At 60.4% G+C, this 17,258-nt stretch carries 19 protein-coding genes; 6 read left to right on the forward strand and 13 right to left on the reverse strand.

What is annotated here, in order from left to right; genetic code table 11:
* Nucleotides 1-15: 15 nt before the first annotated feature.
* The 4 genes from ACM6IN_RS10610 to ACM6IN_RS10625 all read right to left on the reverse strand — a co-directional run bounded on the left by ACM6IN_RS10610 (nt 16) and on the right by ACM6IN_RS10625 (nt 2,934).
* Nucleotides 16-672 carry a DsbA family oxidoreductase gene (locus tag ACM6IN_RS10610; protein WP_414915953.1) on the reverse strand — a complete coding sequence of 219 codons (657 nt, stop codon included), beginning with the start codon at nt 670-672 and terminating at the stop codon, nt 16-18.
* A complete protein-coding gene (locus ACM6IN_RS10615) occupies nt 669-884 on the reverse strand; it encodes a tautomerase family protein (protein ID WP_016987787.1) in 216 nt (71 codons plus the stop codon). Before ACM6IN_RS10615 ends, ACM6IN_RS10610 begins: the two co-directional genes overlap by 4 nt.
* A 181-nt stretch (nt 885-1,065) precedes the next feature.
* A complete protein-coding gene (locus tag ACM6IN_RS10620) occupies nt 1,066-1,761 on the reverse strand; it encodes a tRNA (adenine(22)-N(1))-methyltransferase (protein WP_338010059.1) in 696 nt (231 codons plus the stop codon).
* A 123-nt stretch (nt 1,762-1,884) separates the two neighbouring features.
* Nucleotides 1,885-2,934 carry an NAD(P)-dependent alcohol dehydrogenase gene (locus ACM6IN_RS10625; protein WP_414915954.1) on the reverse strand — a complete coding sequence of 350 codons (1,050 nt, stop codon included), beginning with the start codon at nt 2,932-2,934 and terminating at the stop codon, nt 1,885-1,887.
* Between the two features lie 188 nt (nt 2,935-3,122).
* Here ACM6IN_RS10625 and ACM6IN_RS10630 point away from each other — a divergent pair, with 188 nt between their 5' ends.
* The 3 genes from ACM6IN_RS10630 (at nt 3,123) to ACM6IN_RS10640 (ending at nt 4,658) form a co-directional block, all read left to right on the forward strand.
* Nucleotides 3,123-4,049 (forward strand): Gfo/Idh/MocA family protein, encoded by a 927-nt coding sequence (locus tag ACM6IN_RS10630; protein ID WP_095111898.1) that lies wholly within the window; start codon nt 3,123-3,125, stop codon nt 4,047-4,049.
* 167 nt (nt 4,050-4,216) lie between these two features.
* Nucleotides 4,217-4,417 carry a hypothetical protein gene (locus ACM6IN_RS10635; RefSeq protein ID WP_414915955.1) on the forward strand — a complete coding sequence of 67 codons (201 nt, stop codon included), beginning with the start codon at nt 4,217-4,219 and terminating at the stop codon, nt 4,415-4,417.
* A gap of 28 nt (nt 4,418-4,445) precedes the next feature.
* Nucleotides 4,446-4,658 carry a DUF2945 domain-containing protein gene (locus tag ACM6IN_RS10640; RefSeq protein ID WP_414915956.1) on the forward strand — a complete coding sequence of 71 codons (213 nt, stop codon included), beginning with the start codon at nt 4,446-4,448 and terminating at the stop codon, nt 4,656-4,658.
* 5 nt (nt 4,659-4,663) lie between these two features.
* Here ACM6IN_RS10640 and ACM6IN_RS10645 read toward each other — a convergent pair whose 3' ends face one another.
* The 7 genes from ACM6IN_RS10645 to ACM6IN_RS10675 all read right to left on the reverse strand — a co-directional run bounded on the left by ACM6IN_RS10645 (nt 4,664) and on the right by ACM6IN_RS10675 (nt 13,111).
* The gene (locus tag ACM6IN_RS10645; protein WP_414915957.1) at nt 4,664-5,602 is read right to left on the reverse strand and encodes an AraC family transcriptional regulator N-terminal domain-containing protein; all 939 of its coding nucleotides are present in this window, start codon (nt 5,600-5,602) and stop codon (nt 4,664-4,666) included.
* 11 nt (nt 5,603-5,613) lie between these two features.
* The gene (locus ACM6IN_RS10650; RefSeq protein WP_414915958.1) at nt 5,614-6,447 is read right to left on the reverse strand and encodes an oxidoreductase; all 834 of its coding nucleotides are present in this window, start codon (nt 6,445-6,447) and stop codon (nt 5,614-5,616) included.
* Nucleotides 6,448-6,618: 171 nt separating this feature from the next.
* Entirely contained in the window at nt 6,619-7,881 is a 1,263-nt protein-coding gene (locus tag ACM6IN_RS10655; RefSeq protein WP_414915959.1) for an NAD(P)/FAD-dependent oxidoreductase, read from the reverse strand.
* Complete coding sequence (locus ACM6IN_RS10660) at nt 7,871-9,463, reverse strand: aldehyde dehydrogenase (NADP(+)) (protein WP_414915960.1); 1,593 nt, start codon at nt 9,461-9,463, stop codon at nt 7,871-7,873. Before ACM6IN_RS10660 ends, ACM6IN_RS10655 begins: the two co-directional genes overlap by 11 nt.
* Nucleotides 9,464-9,533: 70 nt before the next feature.
* Nucleotides 9,534-10,481: a dihydrodipicolinate synthase family protein gene (locus ACM6IN_RS10665; RefSeq protein ID WP_007916052.1), complete on the reverse strand. Its 948-nt coding sequence runs from the start codon at nt 10,479-10,481 to the stop codon at nt 9,534-9,536.
* A gap of 55 nt (nt 10,482-10,536) precedes the next feature.
* Nucleotides 10,537-11,463 (reverse strand): 4-hydroxyproline epimerase, encoded by a 927-nt coding sequence (locus tag ACM6IN_RS10670; RefSeq protein WP_095111904.1) that lies wholly within the window; start codon nt 11,461-11,463, stop codon nt 10,537-10,539.
* Nucleotides 11,464-11,485: 22 nt separating this feature from the next.
* Nucleotides 11,486-13,111, reverse strand: a complete 1,626-nt coding sequence (locus ACM6IN_RS10675) for an APC family permease (protein ID WP_414915961.1) — start codon at nt 13,109-13,111, stop codon at nt 11,486-11,488.
* Nucleotides 13,112-13,342: 231 nt separating this feature from the next.
* Here ACM6IN_RS10675 and ACM6IN_RS10680 point away from each other — a divergent pair, with 231 nt between their 5' ends.
* Nucleotides 13,343-14,113, forward strand: a complete 771-nt coding sequence (locus ACM6IN_RS10680) for an AraC family transcriptional regulator (RefSeq protein WP_093430807.1) — start codon at nt 13,343-13,345, stop codon at nt 14,111-14,113.
* 112 nt (nt 14,114-14,225) lie between these two features.
* On the opposite strand, the gene ACM6IN_RS10685 is transcribed toward ACM6IN_RS10680, so the two are convergent.
* On the reverse strand, nt 14,226-14,822 hold the full coding sequence (locus ACM6IN_RS10685; RefSeq protein ID WP_414915962.1) for a LysE family translocator: 597 nt from the start codon (nt 14,820-14,822) through the stop codon (nt 14,226-14,228).
* A gap of 54 nt (nt 14,823-14,876) precedes the next feature.
* Nucleotides 14,877-15,713 (reverse strand): AraC family transcriptional regulator, encoded by an 837-nt coding sequence (locus ACM6IN_RS10690; RefSeq protein WP_414915963.1) that lies wholly within the window; start codon nt 15,711-15,713, stop codon nt 14,877-14,879.
* Between the two features lie 137 nt (nt 15,714-15,850).
* On the opposite strand from ACM6IN_RS10690, the gene ACM6IN_RS10695 reads away from it, so the two are divergent.
* Together ACM6IN_RS10695 and ACM6IN_RS10700 are read left to right on the forward strand one after the other, a co-directional pair.
* Nucleotides 15,851-16,126, forward strand: a complete 276-nt coding sequence (locus ACM6IN_RS10695; protein ID WP_095111907.1) for a hypothetical protein — start codon at nt 15,851-15,853, stop codon at nt 16,124-16,126.
* 67 nt (nt 16,127-16,193) lie between these two features.
* The gene (locus tag ACM6IN_RS10700) at nt 16,194-17,117 is read left to right on the forward strand and encodes a bifunctional helix-turn-helix transcriptional regulator/GNAT family N-acetyltransferase (protein WP_414915964.1); all 924 of its coding nucleotides are present in this window, start codon (nt 16,194-16,196) and stop codon (nt 17,115-17,117) included.
* The last annotated feature ends 141 nt before the right edge of the window (nt 17,118-17,258 follow it).

Below are 17,258 nucleotides of genomic sequence, written 5' to 3' on the forward strand. Positions count from 1 at the left end.
AACGGATTTCGGAGGTCAGGCGTGAGCCGCAACCTGCGCTGCCTGACGTAGCGCTTGCTCGTAATAAGCGATTGACTGGGAGCCGGGGATGACCTGTTTGTCATCAAGGACCATGACCGGAACCGAATCGATGCCGCGTTGCTGGTAAAACTGTTCAAGTTCGCGCACGACCTGGCTGAACTCAGCGTTGGCCAGAACCTCTTGCGCACGCTGGCTGTCGAGTCCGACTGCGCCTGCCAGATTCACCAGCGTGGTGTGGTCATTCGGGTTCTTGCCGTCAGTGAAGTAGGCCTTGAGCAAGGCTTGCTTCAACTCACGCTGACGTCCTTGTGTGGCAGCCCAGAACAGCAGTCGATGAGCATCGAAGGTGTTGTGGAAATGGCTGCGTTTTTCCAGGTCGAAGTGAAAACCGATCTGCTCGCCGCGTTCGATGATCATCGCGTTGCGATCCGCCACTTGCTCAGCGCTGCGCCCGTATTTGCGCATCATGTGCTCGATGGCGTGTTCACCTTCGGCGGGCATGTCGGGGTTCAGTTCGAACGGTTTGTAGGTCAGTTCCACATCGACTTCGCCCGCCAGATTCCGGATCGCTTGCTCCAGAGCGGTGGCGCCCAATGCGCACCAGGGGCAAACGACATCCGAGACGAAATCGATTTTCACTGCCCGGCTCATGACTGCGAGTCCGCCAACTGTTGGCGATATTCGGTGGTGGTGATGCCGGCATAACCCCAGTTATCGGTGTCGACTTCCTCGATCACGATGTGGGTGAGCTTCGGGTCCTTGTGCAGCACCCGCTGCATCGTTTCGGTGATCTCCTTGATGACCTGGGCTTTCTGTTCCCGGGTCACGCCGTCACGGGTGATGCGTACGCTGATGAAAGGCATTTGGGGTATCTCCAGTCGCTGGCCCGTCGGAGTGATGGGCGGCTGTTGGAGAGGACTTTAAGAGGAGGGCGGGAGTTGATAAATGGGGTTTGAGGTACATCATTTGTGATGTGGTGTATCAAATTAGGGCGCGCGAGCAGTCATCCTGTGCACGCGCTGTCTCAGTGCGAAACGCTGGCGCTCAGGCCAGCAGCTCGGTAATCCAGCGTGTCTGTTGTTTGAGGTCTTGCAGCTTTTGTTCTGGCAGGCTTTGTTGCGCATGGGCGAGCTGGCTGAGCGTCTTCTGCTTATGGTGAAGTTTGTGCTGCCATTTGCGCAAAAACTCGGGGCTACGGGCCTGCATCTGCAAGGGGCCGAAGTACAGTTCCTGGTCGGTATAGGTCACCGGTTCAGCGCGTTCGGCCACGATGATTTCGTAGTCGAAGCGGTTTTCCCGCAGAAGCTCTTCGCTGAGGATGCGGTAGCCGTTTTCCATCAGCCACTGGCGCAGCGGTTCTTCGCCACCGTTGGGTTGCAGGATCAGACGTTCCTGGCCATTGAGGTGGGCCTTGCCGCTGTCGAGGATGTCGCGGATGGTTTCACCGCCCATGCCGCAGATCGTGATGGCGGTGATGCCGTCGTCAGGTTTAATTGCTGCCAGACCATCGGCCCTGCGCACACAGATGTGCTGCTGCAAATCGTTTTCGCGCACAGTGCGTTCGGCCGCGTGGAACGGCGTCGCCGCAACCTCGCCAGCCACCGCCGCAGTGATCAAGCCTCGGCGCATCAGCGCCACCGGCAGATAGCCGTGATCCGAGCCGATATCCGCCAGCCGGGCACCGGCAGGTACGTGGGCAGCCACGCGCTCAAGGCGCATGGACAATGTCTGTTCGTTCAACGGCAACCCCTTGATGGCAGGCAAAGGGGTGCGACTCTGGCGAGCAACGCCGGGCCTGTCAAATCCCGGCGACGGAATTCAATGGCCCACTGGCCGCGCTGAACGGCCAATGGGCGCTGAGGCTTAGCCCGCCAACGTCGCGTTGTCGATCACGAAACGATACTTCACGTCACCCTTGAGCATGCGCTCGTAGGCGTCGTTGATCTGGTCGGCGCGGATCAGTTCGATGTCGGAGACGATGCCGTGCTCGGCGCAGAAATCCAGCATTTCCTGGGTTTCAGGGATGCCGCCGATCATCGAGCCGGCAATCGTGCGGCGTTTCATGATCAGGTTGAACACGTTCGGCGACGGGTGCGAAGTGGCTGGCGCACCGACCAGCGTCAACGCACCATCACGCTTGAGCAGCACGAGGAATGCATCGAGATCGTGCGGCGCGGCGACGGTGTTGAGGATCAGGTCGAAACTCTTGGCGTGGGCGGCCATTTTTTCGGCATTGCGCGACACCACCACTTCATCGGCGCCCAGCGCTTTCGCCGCTTCGCGTTTGGATTCAGAGGTGGTGAACGCCACCACGTGGGCGCCCAAGGCGTGGGCCAGTTTGATGCCCATGTGGCCGAGGCCACCAATGCCAACTACACCGACTTTTTTGCCGGGACCGGCGTTCCAGTGGCGCAGCGGCGAGTAAGTGGTGATGCCGGCACACAGCAGCGGCGCGACGGCAGCCAGTTGCGCTTCGGGATGGCGAATACGCAGGACGTAGCGTTCATGCACGACGATGTTTTGCGAATAACCGCCCAGCGTCCAGCCCGGTGCGTCCGGGGTCGGGAAGTTGTAGGTGCCGATCATGCCGTCGCAATAGTTTTCCAGCCCGGTTTCGCAGTCATCGCAATGTTTGCAGCTGTCGACGATGCAACCGACGCCGACCAGATCACCGACCTTGTAGTCCGCGACATGCGCGCCGACGGCCGAAACGCGACCGACGATTTCGTGCCCCGGTACGCACGGGAATTGCGTGCCGGCCCATTCCGCGCGCACCTGGTGCAGATCCGAATGGCAGATGCCACAAAAGGCGATATCGATCTGCACATCATGGGCGGCCGGCGCGCGGCGGTTGATCTGCATTGGCTCAAGGGGTTTGTCGCCCGCGTGGGCACCGTAGGCTTGTACAAGCATGGGAACATCCTCGATCGGTTTGTCGTAAGGCATTGTTTCTGTTCCCGCGCTGCGGGCACTAGCGCATTCCTGTGCAATCCTTGCCTGATCCTGTGCGTTGTTGTGACATTGCGCGGACAGACGCTCGTGGCGTTTGCAGGTAATCTCCCGGTTCACTGACGACAACAAAATCAAAACAGGAGTCATTGATGCAACCAATCCGTCTCGGTCTGGTGGGCTACGGCAAGATTGCCCAGGATCAACACGTCCCGGCAATCCTCGCCAATCCCGCCTTCCAGCTGGTCTCCGTCGCCACTCAAGGCAAGCCCTGCGCGGGCGTTGAGAACTTCCAATCGTTGAGTGAGTTGCTGGAAAACGGTCCGCCGGTGGACGCGATCGCCTTCTGCACGCCGCCACAAGGTCGCTTTGCATTGGTGCAAGAGGCGCTGACTGCCGGCAAACATGTGCTGGTGGAAAAACCACCGTGCGCCACGTTGGGCGAAGCGCTGGCCTTGGTCGATCAGGCTGCCGGGCAGGGCGTCAGTGCTTTGTTTGCCTGGCATTCACGCTACGCACCCGGCATCGAAGCCGCCCGCGACTGGCTCGCCTCGCGCACCCTGCAAAGCGTGCAGATCGACTGGAAAGAAGACGTGCGCAAATGGCACCCCGGTCAGGCCTGGATCTGGCAACCCGGCGGCCTCGGCGTATTCGATCCGGGCATCAACGCCTTGTCGATCGTTACTCATCTGCTGGCGCTGCCGCTGTTTGTCGAGTCCGCTGAACTTCGCGTGCCAAGCAACTGCCAGTCGCCGATTGCCGCGTCGATCCAAATGTCTGACGCCCGCCGCCTCGATGTGCGTGCGGAGTTTGATTTTGACCATGGGCACGATGAGCTGTGGAGTATTGAGGTTCGCTGCGCCGAAGGTGTGTTGCGCCTGGATAACGGCGGCGCGTTGTTGAGCATTGACGGTGTGCGCCAGGCTGTGTCGGAGGAGGGTGAGTACGCGGCGGTTTATCGGCATTTTCAGCAGTTGATTGGCGACAAGGCCAGTGACCTGGATGTGCAGCCGTTGCGGTTGGTGGCGGACAGTTTTTTTGTCGGCAGTCGGGTGTTGGTTGAGGCGTTTTACGATTAGCCTTCGGCTGGCCCGGCACGGTTATTTTAATCGCCAAGCGAGAGCCTGCCCTGAACGGCAGGCTTTTTCGTTAGAGCACCGTTCGTCCAGTGCCCGGCACTTGCGCTGTGCGGTTGCCTCTCACGTTTAAGCGCGGATATCCCGCGTACAAGAACGGAGAAACAAGCATGGACATCGATGAAAATGCACCGGGCAACCGGTCACAGCAAGACGTGACACGCACGACGGACAATGAGACGGGGCATGATCCGAAACGCAACCCGGCCGAGGTTCCGTTGCCCGCCGATGAAGAGTCGCCGGTCGATGAAGACATGTCGGATGTGGCGGCCAACAACTCGGTGTCGAGCGAGCATCCTGGGTCGCAATGACCGGATTGAATCAGTGTGGGGACAGACCATGAGCACGCCATTCAAGGTCGGCGACGCGGTTCACTGGAACAGCGAGGCCGGGGATATTCGCGGCAAGGTTGTCAAGGTGCACACCCGGGATGTCGAGTTCATGGGCCGCCATCGGCCTGCTTCAAAGGACGAGCCGCAGTACGAAGTCAAAAGTGACAAGACCGGGCATCTGGCGATGCACCACGGCGCGGCGCTTCATCCCGCGAAGTGACCGGTCTAGTGCGACGAAACAAACTCGGAAGGCGTTGTCGGCGGCGGCAATGAGTACGTCGCCTTCATCCATTCAACCTCCGCTTGGGGTGTCCGGCCGAAAAACCGTTTGAACTCGCGACTGAATTGCGAGGCGCTTTCATAACCCACGTCAAACGCTGCTGCCGATGCGCTCATGGCTTGGCGCAGCATCAGCAGCCGCGCCTGATGCAGGCGTGTCGACTTCAGGTATTGCATCGGCGAGGTATCGGTCACGCTGCGAAAGTGCAGGTGAAAACTCGGTACGCTCATGCTCGCTTCGCGGGCCAATTGCTCAACGTCGAGGCGCTGCTGATAACAGCTGTGAATCTTGCGGATCGCCCGGCTCACCTTGCCGAAATGCCCGCGACGATGCAGCGCGGCACGCATTGATCCACCTTGCTCGCCCGTGAGAATGCGGTAATAGATCTCACGCACCAGCGCCGGCCCGAGAATTTGCGCTTCACTGGCGACGCTCATCGCCTCGAGAAAACGCAAGGTCGTGGTGCGCAGCGCGTCGTCCATCGGCGAGGCATACATGCCCTTCGGCTCAGCATCGCTGACGCCATGCACCTCATCGACTTGCAACATCAACTCGCTGGCCAACTGAAAGTCCAGTTGCATGTAAATCGCGAGCATCGGCTCGGCTGCCGTGGCGTCGGTCTCCATGGTGAAGGGGATGGGCACGGACACCACCAGATAATGCTGCGCGTCATAGACGTAGGTGTCCTCACCCAGATAACCGCGCTTGCGACCTTGGCAGAGGATGACAATGCCGGGGTCGTACAACACTGGTGTGCGGGTCAGTGGGCGATTCGAGCGCAGGAAGCGCACATCATCGAGTACGCTGAGGTTGTAGCCCTCGACCGGTGCGAGGACTTCCATCAGTTGCACCATGCGCGCGGTGCTGCCATCGGCCGGCGTCATTGTTTTCTCTCTCAGTGATCGGTGGAGCAACTCAGCGCTTGCCATTGATCAATCTCGTCGAGCGCCTGTTGCAGGCGGTCACGCACCAGCCCCAACGCATCACTGCCGAGTAACAAATGGGCGGGAGGCTCCGGGCAATCGATGATCTGCAGCATCGCTTGCGCAGCCTTTTGCGGGTCGCCGAGCTGCTTGCCGCTTTTTGCTTCCCGGGCTTGGCGGATCGGGTCGAAACTGGCGTCGTAGTCGGCAATGCTGCGCGCGGTGCGTTGCATCGAACGGCCGGCCCAGTCGGTGCGAAACGAGCCAGGTGCCACCGCCGTGACGAAGACATTGAAGGGCCGCAGCTCTTTGCTCAGGGTATCGGAGATCCCTTCAAGCGCAAATTTGCTGCCGCAGTAATAGGCGATGCCGGGCATCGTGATGGTGCCGCCCATGGAGGTGATGTTGAGGATGCGGCCGGCGCGACGCTGGCGGAAGTAGGGCAGGAAGGCCTTGGTCATGGCGACCGCGCCGAACACATTGACGTCGAACTGACGGCGCATGTCCTCCAGCGGAGATTCTTCAAAAATACCTTCGTGACCGTAACCGGCGTTGTTGATCAGCACCTCGACGGGACCGTGAGTGGCTTCCACTTGCGCAACGACGCTGTCGATCCGCTCAAAATCAGTGACGTCCAGCAGCACCCCGTAAGCGTTGTCCGGGGACAGCGCCTGGAAGTTTTTCAGGTCGGATTCATTGCGCACAGTACCGATCACGCGGTGGCCGTTGGCAATGGCTTCCTTGGCCAGTGCATGGCCGAAACCGCTGCTGACGCCGGTGATGAACAGGGTTTTGCTTGGTTTCATGACGGTCTCCAATGACTCGGGTGTGACGTCATGGTAGCCATCACCCAAGCGCTCACCTATGCCGGTTTGTCTTGGAGCCTTGCCTATTCCTATCAGGCGCTCGTGATGTTCAGAAAAAACGGTGGCTGCCGGCTAAGCACGCTCACCGTCGATCTTGCTGTTCTGTGGCCGTCAGAAACGTGCCAGTCGATAGGGCGTGCCACTTGGCAAAGCCGTTGCCGGGATTGCATCTGCACGCGTCATCCGCACCACCATCTCCGCCGTCACCGCCGCCTGTGTCAGCCCCAGATGCTGGTGCCCAAACGCAAGCAACACCTTGCCCCCACAGACCTGATCAATCACCGGCAACGAATCCGGCAACGAGGGTCGCAAGCCCATCCACGGCGTCGCTGCTTCAGCACTCAGATCCTGGCGAAACAAGCCCTGACTCAACCGATGCAACTGCCATGCGCGTTCCATGCTCGGTGGCTTCTCCAGACCGGCGAACTCGACGGTGCCGGCCAGGCGCAAGCCTTCGGACATCGGCGTCATGATGAACTTGCGTTCCAGCGAGGTGACGGGGAAGGGCAGTCGATCATGTTCCTGCGGCAGCATCAGGTGATAACCGCGCTCGGTGTCCAGCGGTACTTTTTCGCCGGTGAGGGCGGCGGTGAGTTTCGCCGAATGTGCACCGCAGGCAATCAGCACGCGGCTTGCAGTCAGAGCGCCATTGCCGGTGATCAGCGCAACACCATGCTCTTGTACATGGCCGCCCTGAACCTGTTGCTGGACAAAACTCACGCCACTGGCCTTGGCCGTCTCGACCAGTTCGCACACCACGCGGTAGGGGTCGATGAAATGCCCGGTGCGCGGGAAGAACAAACCGCCCTGAATCTGTTCGCTGAGTTGCGGCGCGGTTTCGCGTATGGCGCCGGCCTGCCAGTAGTCGACCGGCACTTGCTGCTGGAGCAATCGGCTCTGCAATGCCTGGATTGCCTGACGCGATTCGGGACGTTCGAACACCAGTAACGAGCCATCGATCTTCAACAGGTCGGGCCGCTGAATGTCGGCGAGCAAGCGCTGCCAGGCCTCCAGACTGCTTTCATTGAGCGCGCGCAAGCCTGCTACGGTGGTCTGAAAAGGCGCCGGCCGCAGATTCAGCAGCAACCGGGTGAACCATGGCAGGGCGCGTGGCAGGTATTTCCAGTCCAGCCGCAACGGCCCCATCGGGTCCATCAGCATGGCTGGCAGGCGCTTGAGGATGGACGCGTCGGCAATCGGAAACACCTGCTCGGTCGCCAGATGCCCGGCGTTGCCGAATGAGGCGCCGTGGCCGGGTTGCTGCTGATCGATGACCACCACGCGCAAACCCTGGCGAGCCAGACGCAGCGCGCAGGCGACGCCGATGATGCCAGCGCCGACCACGGCGATGTCGTGGGAGACATTATTCACCATGGCGCTGCACTTCCCTGTGGCCATCGAGCAGCCGCCGTAATTGCAATGGATTGCCTTGTTTCAATGCGTCAGGCAACAAGCTGTCCGGGAAGTCCTGATAGCAGACCGGGCGCAGGAAACGCAGGATCGCCGCGGTACCGACGGATGTCGTGCGCGAGTCGGATGTGGCCGGGAACGGCCCGCCGTGAACCATAGCGTCACACACCTCGACCCCGGTGGGCCAGCCGTTGACCAGCAAGCGACCGGCCTTGCGCTCCAGCGTCGGCAGCAATGCACGCGCCTGTTCCAGGTCTTGGTCATCCAGGTGCAACGTGGCGGTCAACTGGCCTTCCAGAAGCTCGGTGACCTGACGGATTTCAGCTTCACTTTCGCATTGCACGATCAGCGCCGCCGCACCGAACGCTTCGGCTTGCAGGCGGTGATCGGCGAGAAAGTCGGCGGCCTCGGTCACGTATACATGGGCCTGACACTGGTTTGGGCCGCTGCCGGGCTGGCCAACGCCGGCGATGCGCGTATCGGCACTTTCGGCAAGCGCATTCACGGCAGCCTCGTAGGCGCTGAAGATGCCCGGTGTCAGCATCGTCTGCGCCGGGCTGCGCTGAATGGTCTCGGCGGTGGCGGCGATAAATTTGTCCAGCGCCGGTCCTTTCAACGCGATCACTAATCCCGGATTGGTGCAGAACTGGCCAGCGCCCAATGTCAGCGAAGCCACGAATCCTTCAGCCAAAGCTTGCGTGCGATTGTCCAGCGCCGCTGGAAACAACAGCACCGGATTGATCGAACTCATTTCCGCGTACACCGGAATCGGTTCTGGTCTGGCCTGCGCTGCTTGAATCAACGCCAGACCGCCGCTGCGCGAACCGGTGAAACCCACCGCTTTGATCCGTGGATCTGTGACCAGCGCAATGCCCACTTCGCGGCCGGAGCCGTACAACAAGGAAAACACGCCGTCCGGCAAGCCACAGGCTTTTACCGCCCGGGCCACCGCGCGGCCGACCAGTTCGCTGGTGCCGGGATGCGCACTGTGCGCCTTGACGATCACCGGACAACCGGCGGCCAGTGCCGATGCGGTATCACCGCCCGCCACTGAGAACGCCAGCGGAAAGTTGCTTGCGCCAAACACCGCGACCGGTCCCAGCGCAATCTGCCGTTGACGCAGATCGGCGCGCGGCAGCGGTTGACGTTGCGGCAGCGCGCTATCGACACGCACATCCAGCCATTCACCGGCTCGCACCGTGCGGGCGAACATTCTTAATTGCTGGCAAGTACGCCCGCGTTCGCCCAGCAGTCGCGCGTGCGGCAGGCCGGTTTCCGCGTGGGCACGGTCGATCAGCTCATCGCCGAGGGCTTCGATTTCCCCGGCAATGCTTTCAAGGAACTCGGCGCGGACATTCAGGGTTGTCTCGCGATAAACATCGAATGCGGCCCAAGCCAACGCGCAGGCTTGTTCGACATGCCCGGCCGAGCCACCGGCATACGCTGGTTGCAGCGCTTCATCGGTGGCCGGATTGATCCCGCAAATGGCGCTGCGATTGCCGGCAATCGTGTGCTGCCCGATCAGCATGTGGCCCGTCAAAGTCATGGTGTCTTCCTGATAAAAGGGAAATGCCTGCCGCGTAGCAAAACGCATCGCGGCAGGTGAGGCTGAGGTGTCAGGCGAAGTTCTGTTCCGCCGACCAGTTCTCGTACCAGTGACGGAACAGCGAATACTGCTTCTCGGCATACCGCCGCTGCGAATCGCTCAACGCATCGGTTTCGTTGAAGTGCAGGGTGTATTCCTTGTCGCCGTTGAGCACCATGAGGTGTTTGTAATACAGCACCAGGTCGCAGCCTTCATCGAACGACGACAGTACCGCCAGCGCCGATTCCAGTTCCCGGGCCTGACGACGGGCCTTGGCGTCGCCCTTGGCCGCTTGCTTGCTCAGCGCCACCAGTTGCAGCACTTCGCGGGGCAGGGCGTTGCCGATGCCGGTAATGGCGCCGGTGGCGTTGCAGTTGACAAAACCGTGCACCACTTGCGTGTCGACGCCGACCATCAAGGTCACGTCATCGTCCTTGGATGTGATGTTTTCAGCGGCGTAACGCAGGTCGGCGCCACCGCCGAATTCTTTGAAACCGATCAGGTTCGGGTACTCGCGGCGCAGTTCGAAGAACAGGTCGGCGCGGGTGGCGAAGCCGTAGTAAGGGCTGTTGTAGATCACCGCCGGCAGATTCGGCGCGGCTTGCAGGATGGCGGCGAAATGGGCTTTTTGCGCCGTGACCGAAGCGCCACGGGACAGCACACGCGGAATCACCATCAAACCCTGCGCGCCGACTTTCGCCGCGTGCGCCGCATGGGAGACCGCTTCACGGGAATTCACCGCGCCGGTGCCCACGATCGTCGGGATGCCCGCCGCGACCAGACGCGCCACGCCTTCTTGACGCTCGGCCTCGGTGAGCAGCGGCCAGTCGCCCATGGAACCGCAATAGACCACGGCGCTCATGCCGATATCGATCAGTTCGCGACCCTTGGCCACCAAGGCGTCGAAGTCCGGTTTGCGCTGGGCGGTGCACGGGGTCATCAGGGCCGGCATGCAACCGGTGAAGATGTTGTCGCTCATTGTTTTAACTCCTTGGCACATCGTTCAAATTGAGGTGAAAAGTCTGCGCGGTGGCTCAGATGCCCCACGCGAACGGGTCTGCTTCGTCGATCAGCAAGGTGCTGTCGGCGGTCATGTAAGCGCGGCCGGTGATGAACGGGCGCACTCGCTCGCCGTCCCATTCGAAGCGGCCTTCGAACTGGCTGCCGGTGATACTTGCCTGCACCCAGGTGGCGCCGGGTTGCAGTTTGTCGTCGGCCGCGAGGCAGGCGAGTTTGGCGCTAGTGCCGGTGCCGCACGGAGAGCGGTCGTAGGCTTTGCCAGGGCACATGACGAAGTTGCGGCTGTCGGCAACGGCGTCGTCTGCAAACAGTTCGATGTGATCGATGACGGCGCCGTCCTCGCCGTAAATGCCCTGATCTTCGAGGGCCTTGAGCATTGCCCAGGTGTACGCCGTGAGGTGTTCGACGTTGTCCATCGTCAATGTCTGGCCGTGCTCGGAGACGAGGAAAAACCAGTTGCCGCCATAGGCGATGTCGCCCAATACCTGACCGAATCCCGGCACGTCCACCGGCACCTGTTTGCGATGGCGGTAGGCGGGCACGTTGCCCAATGTCACCGAGCCGTCCTCATGCAACGTGGCGCTGACCGGGCCGACTGGCGTGTCGATTTTGTGGATGCCCGGTTGGATTTTTCCCAAGTACTGCAACGAATTGATCAGGCCGATGGTGCCGTGGCCGCACATGCCCAGATAACCGGCGTTGTTGAAGAAAATCACCCCGCACGTGGCGTCCGGCGAGACCGGCTCGCAATACAGCGCGCCGACCAGCACATCGTTGCCACGAGGCTCCAGCAGGCAGGCGCGGCGCCATTGGTCATGCTGAGTGCGCAGCGCATCGCGTTTTTCCACCATGCTGTTGCCGGGCAGGTCGGGGAAGCCTGTCATCACCAGACGCGTGGGCTCACCGCCGGTGTGGGAATCAATGACGTGTACTCGTTTCATGAATAGATTCCTTTAGGTGATTTCAGTAGGCGCCGGCAGGGCGCGCAGCCACGGTCGAGTCGGGGGCGGCGATTTCGCTTTCCTCATCATCGTCTTCCAGACGCAGCAGATGCGCCGGCACACCGGTCGCGGCGCCCCAGTAATAAATGCCGGTGGCGCATGCGGCGACGACGATCGTGTCGAACGGATGAGCGAGGATGCCGAGGCCACCAAAGGTGCCGAGTTTCGACAGCACGATGGTCACCGCGTAGAAGGCGATCAGCCACGCTGAACTACGCACCTGGCGGGCCAGATTGAGGTGGGCGGTCGGCACGAAACGGCCGCACAAGAGATAGACGACGAACATCAGAATCTGCAGGCCAAGCAGCCACGATACGGTGTTCCAGCCCGACCAGTAGACAATCAGCGCGGCGATGATGAACGACACCGGCCCGAGCACGCCCATGCACTTGACCCGGAACGGCCGTGGCATGTCTGGCGCATTGCGGCGCAGCGCGGCCACGGACACGGGGGCCACGGCGTAGCTCAACACCAGCGCAGCGGAGACCACGTTGATCAGCGCCTCCCACGACGGAAACGGCAGGGTCCAGAACACCGACAGGGCGAAGGTCAGCCACAGCGCCGGACGTGGGATGCCGGATTTTTCGTCGATGTGGGTGAAGACCTTGAAGAAGGTGCCGGTCTGCGCCCAACCGTAGATCACGCGCGGGGTGGCGTTCATGTAGATGTTGCCGCAGCCGCTCGGCGAGATCACTGCGTCGGCGACCACCAGATAAGCCAGCCAACCCACACCCAGTGCCAGTGCAATGTCGCGGTACGGCAGGGAAAACTCTTTGCTGATCCCGGCCCAGCCATTGGCGAGCATTTCGGTCGGGATGCTGCCAAGAAAGGCCATTTGCAGCAGCACATAAATCAACGTCGACAGCAGCACCGAGAGGATCAGCGCGATGGGAATAGTGCGCTGCGGATTCTTCACTTCACTGGCCACGGAGATGATTGGCGTCAGCCCCAGGTAAGCGAAAATCACGCCGCCCGCCGACACCGCCATTTCCACACCCGACAGGCCGAACGGGGCGAAGCCTTGCACCTCGAAGTTGGCGGGTTTGAAGAAGGTGAACAGCACACCGATCACCAGCAACGGCACGATGAATTTGAATACGCTGACCAGATTATTGGCCTTGGCGAAGGTCTTCACGCTGCGGTAGTTGAGCAGGAAGAAAATGCAGAGCAGACCTAACTGCACCATCCAGCCCAGAATCGTCGGATCGCCAGTGCCAGCCTTGGTCAGGCCGGGAAACCACGCCGCCGCGTATTGGCGCGAAGCAACCACTTCGATCGCCACCAGACTGGAAAACGCAATCAGGGTGATAAAACCCATCAAGTAGCCGAGCAACGGCCCGTGGGAGTACACCGGATAACGCACCACGCCACCGGCACGCGGCAGTGCAGCGCCGAGTTCACAGTAGACGATGCCCAGCAACAACACGGCGAAGCCGCCCAGCAGCCAGGAAAAAATCCCCGCCGGCCCGGCAATCGCGGACACATGACTGGCCGCGAACAACCAGCCGGAACCGAAGATCGCCCCCAGCCCGATAAATGTGAGGTCGATCAGTGAAAGCTGTTTTTTGAACTTGCCTTGGCCTGACATGGCATCGCCTTCTTGTGAGTTATTGGATAGGCAGTTGTGTCACTCGGACGGCCAGACTTTGAACTCATCAACGGTGTGGCGATTGATGTTTTGCCGCGGGTTCGATGACGAAATCAGCACAATGGCACCGATGAAACACGGCCCTCGACACGCCTTGAACGATGCTGCAATCTGCACGCGAACGCCGCATGGCGGGGACTTGGTCGATCCACGTTACGAGGGGAATCTCTGATGCAGCAGGCGTTTTCGATCCTGGCCCAAGGCATGAATGGCCAGCGTCCGCAGACACTGGAGGAACTCTTGGCCGGCGCGGCGCTGTTGTTGCCGATGCTCGATGTGATCCCCAATGCGGCGATTTTCATCAAGGATGTGCAGGCCCGTTACGTGCTCGCCAACCGCACGCTGGTGCAACGCTGTGGCTTGAAGGATTTGCGCCCGTTGCTCGGCAAAACCAGTGCGCAGGTGTTCCCGGCACAACTCGGACCGGGTTACACCGAGCAGGATCGCAAAGTGCTGGAGGAGGGTTTTGTGCTGGAGGATCAGCTGGAACTGCATCTGTACGGCAGTCGCGAACCGGGCTGGTGCCTGACGCACAAGCAGCCGCTGTACAACCGTGACGGCGTGATTATTGGTCTGGCGGGAATCTCGGTGGATCTGCAATCCGCCAGCGAAACGCACCCGGCATTCGAGCGGCTGGCGGCGGTCGATGAGCATATTCGCGCGAATTTCAATCGCCGCGTCACCCTCGGTGAATTGACCCGCATCGCCGGTATCTCTGTGGCGCAACTGGAGCGTTATTGCAAACGGGTATTTCACCTGACACCACGGCAGATGATCCAGAAAGTGCGGCTCGAACACGCGCACCGGTTGTTGCATACCGACCTGCCAATTACCGACGTGGCGCTGCAATGCGGCTACACCGATCACAGCGCTTTCACCCGCCAGTTCAAGGCCTCGACCGGGTTTACTCCGCGTGAGTATCGGCAGGCCACCTCACCCTGATGAAGTGGCACTGAGAAGCAATGTAGGAGCTGCCGAAGGCTGCGATCTTTTGATTCTGTTTTTTTAGATCAAGATCAACAGATCGCAGCCTTCGGCAGCTCCTACAGTGGAGTTATTTCAGGACGGTCAGCCAGGCCGAGAGCAGTAACAATAACGCGAGTACTGCGTTCATCCGCTTGAATGCCTTTGGCGATCCCATCAATCGCGCACTGCCCACACCCAGCAACGCCCACGACGTCATGCACGGCAATGACACCAGCAAAAACGCCAGCGACAGCACCAGCAGCCGCAAGGTCTTGTCATCACCGCCGACAAATACGCTGACCACCGCCACGGCCATCATCCAAACCTTGGGATTGACCAGTTGCAGCATGGCCGCGCCCAGCACGCTGAAACTTTCGGCCTGCGTCTCAGCCGGGTCCAGCGATGGCGGCGCGCTGCGAAAGATCTGCCACGCCAGCCAGCTCAACCAGAGCACACCGCCCCAGGCCATGGCTTGCTGCACACGCGGGTAACGCAGCAAGGTTTCGCCGGCACCGAGGCCGACCACCAACACAATCAGCGCTGCCGCCGCGCAGGCGCCAAAAATGATCGGCAGCGTGGCAAGCAAGCCTTGGCGCGAACTGTGGCTCAACACCAGAATGTTGGTCGGCCCCGGCGTAATCGAGGCAACGAAAGCGAATAGCAGGAAGGGCAATAATGACGCCATGGGCGGATTCCTTGGAAGTAAACACAGGAAGCCATGATCGCCAGTCGGTGTACGTCAGTCTGGAAGGTTTGAGCAGCGCTTGCGGTAGTCGGCGGGGGTGAGTTGGTAGGCGCGACGGAACCAGCGACCGAGATGACTCTGGTCGGCAAAACCGAGCACGCTGGCGACCTGCGCCGGCGTTTCCCCCCGAGCCAGCAACTGACGCGCCTTGGCCAGACGCAACTGGATCAGGTACGCGTGTGGGGCCAGGCCAAAGGTTGTTTTGAATGCACGACTCAAACGAAAGCGATCCACACCGCAGACACGAGCCAGATCATCGAGACCGATATCTTCATAGGTGTGCGCGTGCAGATAATCCCGCGCCAGTTGCGCCACCAACGGCAGGCGAGGATCGAAATCCTGGCGTTTGCGCCACGCGAGATGGCGCGTGAGCGAGCCGAGCAAGCCATCGATGGCGGTCTGGCGGACAATGCGCAGATCGCCGTCATGCAACGCATGAAAAGCGTGACTGATCGCTGTGGCCAGACGCGGGTCCTGACTCAGCGTATCGGCAAAACCGGGCTGGCTGTCGGACGGTGCATCTTCGAACAGCGCGTGCATTTCACGCTCAAGCCAATGCGGATCGAGGTAGAGCATCGAATAGGTAAAACCCTCCTCGGTAGGCGCTTGCCCATCGTGGATTTCCCCCGGCTCCAGCAAGAACACGTTGCCTGGCGTACTGCGATGGCGCATGCGGCGGCAATTGAACTGCTGCACACCTTGCTCGGTGACGCCGACGAGGAAACTGTCATGCCAGTGCGGATCGTAGGCATGGCCCTCAAAGTGAGCGCGAATCGATTCAATCCCGGTGTCGACATCCTGGGACAGCTCGATCCAGTTGCGTTTATCCACGGAGGCTCCAGAGTTCGCCATTGAAAGGTGCGGCCCCATAAAATACCGCGCAATGATCATCGACGTTTAGAAGATTTGTGCAGGTGAGGGGACTAGACTCTGCAGGTCACGACCCCTTTGCCGGCAGGTGGAATGCGATGATTAACCGATGCTCGCTCTGGGGCATGCTCACCCTGATCGGGCTTAGCCTGACGCTTGGCGCAGGCTGCTCCAGCCGAAAACACTATCCACCCTCGGGGGTTGGCGATGCCTGCTACGCCAAAGCCTTGCCGACGGTCGGCGAGGGCGGTCTGGCCTGGGGCTCCAGCCTGAACATGGCCCGGCAGAAATCGTTGAACAACTGCATCCGTTATGCCGGGCGCTCCGGGGGCACGCCGGACACCTGTCAGGTGGTGTTGGCCAAATGCCGATAGCTTTCTGTTGACATGGTTGCTTTTGGCAAATATATAGTTGCTTTAAGCAATTATCTGAGTGTTTGCCATGTCCAGCAGCCATCTCCTCGAGCAAGCCGATGTTGTGCGCGGCTTCAATCGTTTTTACACCCATCAGATCGGCGTATTGCAGGAGCATTTGCTGCAAAGCGACTACTCGCTGACTGAGCTGCGCATTTTGTATGAGCTGGCCTCGCGTGGCGACCTGACCAGCGCCGATCTACGCCAGATGCTTGGGCTGGACGCCGGCTACATGAGTCGCATCATCAGTGGTTTCGAGAAGCGTGGCCTGATCCAGAAAGTCCCGTCGCCGACCGACGCCCGCGCCGCGCAATTGCACCTTACCGAGCTGGGCCGTGAAATTCTGATCCCGTTGGAAAAGGCTTCCCGTGAACAGATCGTCACCATGCTCGAGCGATTACCTGAACCGCAGCAAAAACGTCTGATCGGCGCCATGACGCTGATCCAGACACTGCTGCAAGGCAACAAGGATTCGAACTACGTGTTACGCGATCCGCAGCCCGGTGACATGGGCACGGTGATGCAACAGCAAGCCGCGCTGTATAGCCGCGAATACGGCTGGAATTCGGAGTTCGAAACACTGGTGGCCGAGGTGGTCGCCAAGTACCTGCGTGATTACGACCCGACAAGCGAGCGCTGCTGGATTGCGGAAAAGGACGGCAAGGTTATTGGCTCTGTGTTTATCGTCCGCCAGGATGAAACGACCGCCAAACTGCGCATGCTCTACGTCGACGCCAGCGCGCGGGGCTTGGGCATTGGCAGTCGTCTGGTCGAGGAGTGCATGCGATTTGCCCGACAGATTGGCTACCAGAAAATGACCTTGTGGACGACCAGCAACCTGACGGCTGCGCGCAAGATTTATCAGCAGGCGGGGTTTGAACTGGTGGAGGAAGAAGCGGTTCACAGCTTTGGCAAGAATCTGGTGAGTCAGACGTGGGCGCGGGCGCTGTGATCTGATTTTCATCGGCGGGTGCAGTGAAAAGGCAGACGAAAAAAAACCGCCTTTGCGGGGCGGTTCTTTTGTAAACCTTGATTTGCGACCGAGGTTTTTTGCTTCACTAGCTGCTTTAACGTTCGCTCATGGTAGGAGTCT

This window comes from Pseudomonas sp. IT-P395 (genome assembly GCF_949767675.1).
Taxonomy (GTDB): Bacteria; Pseudomonadota; Gammaproteobacteria; order Pseudomonadales; family Pseudomonadaceae; genus Aquipseudomonas.

Excerpts from the sequence above, each read along its gene's own strand:
- ACM6IN_RS10610 (WP_414915953.1), bottom strand. The coding sequence starts at position 672 with ATGAGCCGGGCAGTGAAAATCGATTTCGTCTCGGATGTCGTTTGCCCC.
- ACM6IN_RS10615 (WP_016987787.1), bottom strand. The coding sequence starts at position 884 with ATGCCTTTCATCAGCGTACGCATCACCCGTGACGGCGTGACCCGGGAA.
- ACM6IN_RS10625 (WP_414915954.1), bottom strand. The coding sequence starts at position 2,934 with ATGCTTGTACAAGCCTACGGTGCCCACGCGGGCGACAAACCCCTTGAG.
- ACM6IN_RS10630 (WP_095111898.1), top strand. The coding sequence starts at position 3,123 with ATGCAACCAATCCGTCTCGGTCTGGTGGGCTACGGCAAGATTGCCCAG.
- ACM6IN_RS10635 (WP_414915955.1), top strand. The coding sequence starts at position 4,217 with ATGGACATCGATGAAAATGCACCGGGCAACCGGTCACAGCAAGACGTG.
- ACM6IN_RS10640 (WP_414915956.1), top strand. The coding sequence starts at position 4,446 with ATGAGCACGCCATTCAAGGTCGGCGACGCGGTTCACTGGAACAGCGAG.
- ACM6IN_RS10645 (WP_414915957.1), bottom strand. The coding sequence starts at position 5,602 with ATGACGCCGGCCGATGGCAGCACCGCGCGCATGGTGCAACTGATGGAA.
- ACM6IN_RS10650 (WP_414915958.1), bottom strand. The coding sequence starts at position 6,447 with ATGAAACCAAGCAAAACCCTGTTCATCACCGGCGTCAGCAGCGGTTTC.
- ACM6IN_RS10655 (WP_414915959.1), bottom strand. The coding sequence starts at position 7,881 with ATGGTGAATAATGTCTCCCACGACATCGCCGTGGTCGGCGCTGGCATC.
- ACM6IN_RS10660 (WP_414915960.1), bottom strand. The coding sequence starts at position 9,463 with ATGACTTTGACGGGCCACATGCTGATCGGGCAGCACACGATTGCCGGC.
- ACM6IN_RS10665 (WP_007916052.1), bottom strand. The coding sequence starts at position 10,481 with ATGAGCGACAACATCTTCACCGGTTGCATGCCGGCCCTGATGACCCCG.
- ACM6IN_RS10670 (WP_095111904.1), bottom strand. The coding sequence starts at position 11,463 with ATGAAACGAGTACACGTCATTGATTCCCACACCGGCGGTGAGCCCACG.
- ACM6IN_RS10675 (WP_414915961.1), bottom strand. The coding sequence starts at position 13,111 with ATGTCAGGCCAAGGCAAGTTCAAAAAACAGCTTTCACTGATCGACCTC.
- ACM6IN_RS10680 (WP_093430807.1), top strand. The coding sequence starts at position 13,343 with ATGCAGCAGGCGTTTTCGATCCTGGCCCAAGGCATGAATGGCCAGCGT.
- ACM6IN_RS10685 (WP_414915962.1), bottom strand. The coding sequence starts at position 14,822 with ATGGCGTCATTATTGCCCTTCCTGCTATTCGCTTTCGTTGCCTCGATT.
- ACM6IN_RS10695 (WP_095111907.1), top strand. The coding sequence starts at position 15,851 with ATGATTAACCGATGCTCGCTCTGGGGCATGCTCACCCTGATCGGGCTT.
- ACM6IN_RS10700 (WP_414915964.1), top strand. The coding sequence starts at position 16,194 with ATGTCCAGCAGCCATCTCCTCGAGCAAGCCGATGTTGTGCGCGGCTTC.